This window comes from Corynebacterium sp. HMSC071F07, assembly GCF_001810285.1.
Classification (GTDB): Bacteria; Actinomycetota; Actinomycetes; order Mycobacteriales; family Mycobacteriaceae; genus Corynebacterium; species Corynebacterium simulans.
In genome coordinates this window covers 32115-38028 of sequence record NZ_KV800694.1, presented here as the reverse complement: position 1 = coordinate 38028, position 5914 = coordinate 32115, and the positions used below count along the sequence as shown (strand labels likewise).

4 protein-coding genes and 1 pseudogene are annotated in these 5914 nt (G+C 58.5%); 4 read left to right on the top strand and 1 reads right to left on the bottom strand.

Annotated features, from left to right (window positions below; all coding sequences use genetic code 11):
- From HMPREF2724_RS01815 to HMPREF2724_RS01805, 3 genes are all read left to right on the top strand, one after another.
- Window positions 1–352 (top strand): glutamate--tRNA ligase family protein (locus HMPREF2724_RS01815; RefSeq protein WP_246818180.1); only part of this gene is annotated, 352 nt, incomplete at its 5' end.
- Between the two features lie 70 nt (window positions 353–422).
- Entirely contained in the window at window positions 423–1979 is a 1557-nt protein-coding gene (locus HMPREF2724_RS01810) for a cation:proton antiporter (RefSeq protein ID WP_070455655.1), read from the top strand.
- 26 nt (window positions 1980–2005) lie between these two features.
- Window positions 2006–2344 carry a hypothetical protein gene (locus HMPREF2724_RS01805; protein ID WP_062036214.1) on the top strand — a complete coding sequence of 113 codons (339 nt, stop codon included), beginning with the start codon at window positions 2006–2008 and terminating at the stop codon, window positions 2342–2344.
- 30 nt (window positions 2345–2374) lie between these two features.
- On the opposite strand, the pseudogene HMPREF2724_RS12575 reads toward HMPREF2724_RS01805, so the two are convergent.
- Window positions 2375–4364: pseudogene (locus HMPREF2724_RS12575) on the bottom strand (acyltransferase family protein).
- A gap of 518 nt (window positions 4365–4882) precedes the next feature.
- Between HMPREF2724_RS12575 and HMPREF2724_RS01795 the strand changes: the two are divergent.
- On the top strand, window positions 4883–5914 hold a 1032-nt coding region (locus HMPREF2724_RS01795), incomplete at its 3' end, for a YhgE/Pip domain-containing protein (protein ID WP_141748307.1).

Sequence of the window (5914 nt, the reverse complement as noted above, 5' to 3'; positions counted from 1 at the left end):
AGACGATATCTACCAAGGAGTCGACCAGGTAGTCCGCGGCGATGATTTGTTGAGCTCCGCCCCGCGGCAGGCTTATCTCGCGAGCTTGCTGGGCCAGCCGGCGCCAGAGTTTGTTCACGTTCCCTTGGTTCTCAACGCGGAAGGCAAGCGCTTGTCCAAACGGGATGGTGCGGTAACGCTGCGCCAGTTGCTGGAGTTTTATACCCCGGAGCAGGTGGTGGGGCAGATGGCGCATTCGCTGGGCTATACGGCAGCAAGCGCTCACGAGCTACTGGAAAAGTTTCAGCCGGAGGCGCTGAGCACTCAGCCTTATGAGTGGAGCGATGGGCGCCGAGGTGCCGCACAGGACTAATACCGGCCAGACTATTGTTTAAAGGGTAAGCTACAAGGGGCAGAGTCGGCGCGTATGTGGAGTGAGTTTTGTGGAAGTACTGCTAGTACTCATTGGTTTGATGTTGTTGACCGTGATTGTGGTGGCAGTCGGGGATAAGACCGGGCTTCCCTGGCCGGCTTTGCTTTCCATTCTGGCGGCACTGTCCATGTTCATTCCGAGGCTGCCGGACTTTGAGATTCCAACCGATCTCATCCTGCCCGTCTTCCTGCCGCCTTTGCTGTGGGCACTGGCGCGTAGAACCTCCTGGGGTGTAATCCGCGAGCAATGGGTGACTATCTTGAGCTTGTCCGTGCTCTTGGTGGTTGCCACCACGCTGACCGTGGGCATGACTGCCTATGCCTTCTTGCCTGGAGTCAGCCTGGCGGGTGCGATTCTCATCGGCGCTGCTATCGCGCCGCCTGACCCAGTTGCGGTGGAAGCAGTGGCTGAGCCCGCGGGTATCCCGCGCCGCATTATTTCCACGCTGCAGACTGAAGGCCTGTTCAACGACGCGGCATCGATTGTGGCTTTCCACCTCGCACTCGTGGCGGTGACCGATGATTCCACCATGACCTGGGGGAATGCTATCTTGAACTTCCTCTACTCGGCAGCAGTGGCGGGTGTGCTGGGCTGGGGCAGCGGACGCCTTGCCTCCATGTTCATCGCGCGAGTTCATGAAGTGGTTGCCCGCAATGCGCTTACCTGGGTGATTCCCTTCGCCGTCTATGTAGTTGCGGAAGAACTCCATGCTTCTGGTGTTATTGCAGTCGTTATCGCCGCGGTGGAGCTGCATTCGCGCGCGTCGATTCAGGCCGAAGACCGACTTTCCGGTCAATCCTTCTGGGAGACCATCGAGCTGCTGTTTACGGGCGTGGCCTTTGGCCTTATCGGCATGACCGTTAACAGTGCGGTACACGAGGCGGGCACCAACCTGGGGCATTCGATCATCGTTGGCGTGCTGCTTTCCCTCGTGGCCTTTGTAGTTCGGCTGCTATGGATGTGGCTTTTCTACCGCATCAATCTGCGGCGCGGAAAGCCACGCCTTGCACCGCTGCGCTTACAGGAAGTGCTGCTTATGGCTTGGTCAGGCATGCGTGGCCTGGTCACCCTCGCGCTGGTTTTGTCCATACCGAGCGATGCCATTGCCTATAGTGATGAACTTTCCGTTATCGCGCTGACCGTTCTGGTGATGACCATGGTGCTGCCAGGTCTCCTGCTGCCGTGGCTCATGCGTCAGCTGGATCTGACCACGTATTCACAGGCAGCTTCTGACAAAATGCGCGCGGAAATCACCAAGCGTGCGCGCAAAGCTGGCGTGGCTTCGATGCGGAGGAAATACAAAGAATTGGACCCAGAGATTGCCGCCAATATCTCGCAGTGGTTTGAGGATCGCCTTGGTGAAGACGAGGACGGCGACGATGCCAGCACCCGTCTGCAAAAGGCGATCAAAGCTCGCGACGTCGCGCTGGCGGCGCGCCGGGTTGCCTTGGCAGGTGCCCAACAGGAGCTGCTTCGCCTGCGCCGTGACCGCAACTTCAACCCGATGATCGTGGATGAAGTACTCGAGGAAGTAGACCGCATGACCCTGGGAACCAAGACCCGCTAGGCTGGGGCCGCAAGGAGTATAAAAACATGAATGCACTCGAATATGCCCAGCTGGAAGACAGTATGGATTATTTGTACGACTTCTTCGACGAGGACCTAGAAGCCCGCGTGCGCGCCGAGCGTGAATACCTGCCGGAGTCTCTGCAGGACTTGCTGGGGGATCACAGTGTGCTGGACTATATCTGGCTGTGGATTAAGGAGCCGGGCAAAAACGGTTTCAAGGCCTATCTGCGCGATGGTGGCTACTCGGAAGCAGAAGTAGAAGAGGCTTTTGTGTGGACCCGCAACGAGTGGGGCCACAACACGCCGCCGCATATTGAATGGCTAAAGGCCGATGGTTTTGAACCACCGGCCTTTGCGAATTAACTATGTCCTGCCCGATATCTTTGCTTTTTCCTAGCGGGTAGGCGTGGAATCTACCGCCACGATCTGGTGCTCCGGCTTGGAGCCATCAGCAGGGAATGCCTTGGCGATTGCCTTGGAGAAGTACTCCGCGCGCTTCTCGTTGCCACCGGTGTTGTAGTGGACGTCATCGCCCTCCAAGAACCACTCGGTCCGGGCATCGGCAGCCCAGTCATAGACCACCAAGTTCGGGTAACGGTCACGCGCTTTGAGCAGGGCCTCGTTGAAAGGCGCCATGTTGGCGTTGACGTAAGCACCGGAATCCAGGTTGGTCTTGGCAGTCGGCCACATCACGGGGGCTTTGCCGAGCACCTGCATGATTTGGTCCACGCGCCAGTCTTCCTCGCCGGAACCGCCCACGGCGCGGTTTGCGGCGTCGTTCACACCAGCGCCGATGACCCAGCAATCGTCCTCGCCGTAGCCCTGCTGCAACAGCTGATTAACGGAATCGAGGATGGTTGGATCCCCCTCGAGGGCCTCAACGGTGGAGCGGGCGCCGGTGACGTCTGCGACGACTTCTTGAGCGCCGACGTTCTTGTAGGTCACCTGGGCATTGAGTGAAGGATCGGAGACGTAGTCATCGGAGAACATGCCGATGGAGGTGGAGTCACCGACGTGGATGATGGTGGTGCAGCGCGTCTTGCCCTTCTGGTTCGGATCTGGGGCAGCGGAACTTGGGGCCGCGCTAGAAGAGGCATTAGGTGCTGGCGCCGCAGCCGCGGTGTCCTTCTTGGGGCCGCCTCCACCGACCTTCAAGCCCATCTGCTGCGAGCCTGGGGTTTCCTCCTGGCCCAGTGCATCGTTCCATGCGGCCGGAATGCCCATTGCAACCACGGCCGCCATAAGCGTGGCTGGAACGGTAAGGCCAAGGCGCGGCATGCCGATGCTCTTGCGCTTCGCCCACCAATTCTTCACCGGCTCGACGACGCCGTTGCGGCGGATCGGGTCCTCAACTAGCGCCCAAGAAATGGCCGCGAGGAGGATGGAGATCACGGTGACCAAGATGGGGTGCGCTACGGACCAATCTGGAATGAACACGATGGCAGGCAGGTGCCAGAGGTAGATACCGTAGGAACGCTCACCGATCCAGCGCAGTGGTGCCAGCGCGAAGAAGCGGGAGAGAAGGCTGCGCTGATCCAAGGCCGCGGCGATGACCGCGACGGTGGCGATGGAAAGAGCGATAAGGCCCCAGTTGTATAGGTGCGGCGAATAGTCCGGCAGCAACCAGAAGAGCAGGCCAATACCAACCAGACCGAGAATGGAAGCCGGGATGGTAAGTGCCCCGCGGCGGGATGCGGTAGCCGCGTTGCTTGGTCAGTGCGATAGCGAGGGCAGCGCCAAGCAGAATGCCGCCGGCACGGGTATCGGTGCCCTCGTAGACGCGGGTGGCATCGGCGCCGGTGTTGAACAGGAAGGCCATCCACCCGAAGGACAGTGCGGCAAGCACCAGCGTGGAAATAAGAAGCGGCTTGCGCTTGCCACGGGTGAGCTTGAGAAGCACAAACAACACCAGCGGCCAGAAGAGATAAAACTGCTCTTCCACCGACAGCGACCACATGTGGTCCAGCGGTGCGTGGCCGGCAAAGCGGTCAAAGTAGGACTGGCCCTCCAAGATGACATGCCAGTTGTTGACGTAGAACAGCGCGCTGAGCGCATGGCCGCTGGTCTCGCCGAGCTTGGGGAGATCGAAGAAGATCGTCAGCAATACTACGGCGACCAGCATGAGAACGACTGCCGGCACGAGGCGACGGAAGCGGCGCAGCCAGAAGGTAGGCAGGCCAAGGCCCTTGCCGCGCAGGTGGCTGCGCATAAGGTTGGCAGTAATGAGGTAGCCAGAGAGCGTAAAGAACATACCGACGCCCAAGTAGCCGCCGGGCAGCCAGGCCGGGTCTAGGTGATACGCCACGACGCTGAGCACAGCGACGGTGCGCAGGCCGTCGATTGCGGGCACGTAAGAGGTATGTGAATCAACCGGTCTTGGCATCCGGAATTCTCCTATAGGGAAACATCAATCAAGGGGGCGGAAACGGACATCTCTCGCGCTGCTTTAAAAAATGAAGGGCAGTCACAGCGCAAAGCTCCACTTACTCTAAACCCTTGTCTCGACATGTTTGGCTCTTGGGGGAGAATATTCCCCACGGTGTGGGGGTTGCGGGGTGAGTAAAAGTTTTATGTAGTTCTTTAGGCCTCGTATATATGGTGAGTGACATATTTAACAAAGTGGTTTAAAGGTGGTCTATAGATCGCGGTGTTGAAAGGCTGTGCCTTTTGCGTGCTAAGACGAGTCTCGAAAGCGTAAGTGATAGTGCGGGTTCCGTTTAGGCCGAGAAGCTCGGGAAATAACTCCGATGTCCCAAGTTTGCTCAAGCCCTCGTCCGGGGAAGGAAAGCTGTATAAAACCGTCGGCCCGCAGCTTGAAATGAATAGTTTCTAAAATGAACTACTTTCGTTCGTTGAACAATAAAGGTGCTGGTTAACGCCATGTCCGAAAGCTTAAGTAGTATGTTCAGCGTGCGTTATGCTTGGCAAATTTTTCTAAGAGATATTGCCCGTCTTGGGCGCACCAAAAAGTCGTGGATCATTCTCATCGGTTTGGTCATTACGCCCGCGCTTTATTCGTGGGTCAACATCGCGGCATTCTGGGACCCATACGGAGCAACCGAAAATATTAAGGTCGCCGTTGTCAATGAGGACAAGGGCGGATCTTCTGATGTCACCGGTCATATCGACGTCGGCAAGCAAGTCACGGAGCAGCTGCACGACAATCACCAGCTGGGCTGGCAATTCCTTGACGCTGAAGAAGCCGAGCGCTCCTTGGAGCGCGGGGAGACCTTCGCCACGGTGACCATCCCGGAGAATTTCAGCTCGGATCTTCTAGGCGCGCTGCATGGCCAATATGCGCAGCCAACGTTGGAGTACCGCGTCAATGAGAAGGCCAGCGCAATCGCGCCCAAGATCACCGACAGCGCCGCATCTAGCTTGGACGAGCAGATCACCTCTGCATTCAAGCAGCAGGTGGCGGAGGCAGCGGCCTCCTCGGTGCGCGATGAGGGCAATAAGTTCGAAGACCGGCTGCAGCGCTCTCGCCAGAGTTCGGAGGGTGCCTTCGACAAGGCGGCTAATAACATCGAGTCCGCGCGTGCGGATTTGCGTGAGGTTGGCGATAAGCTTGGCAACTCGCAGGTCAAGATGCAAAATGCCAAGCAGACGGTGCGCGATGTTGAGCAGGCTATGACGGATGCACAAGCCGCACTTGGCGACGTCCAGGATGTCATCGCCAGCGCACAAGGCGACGTCACCGGCTATACCGATTCCCTGACCTCGGCTTTCGTCGAGGGCTCAACCGGCGTCGCGCAAGGCACCGCGCGGGCCCAGGAATCCGTCGCGGATATTACTGCGCAGCTCGACCAAGCAAACTCCCGTTTTAACTCCGCGACCCAGCAAACCAACGATGCTATTGCCGCCGGGGATGAATCCATCCGGCAGCTGCGCGATGTCGTTAATTCGCCCGCCGTAGCTCCGGGTGTGGCGGGC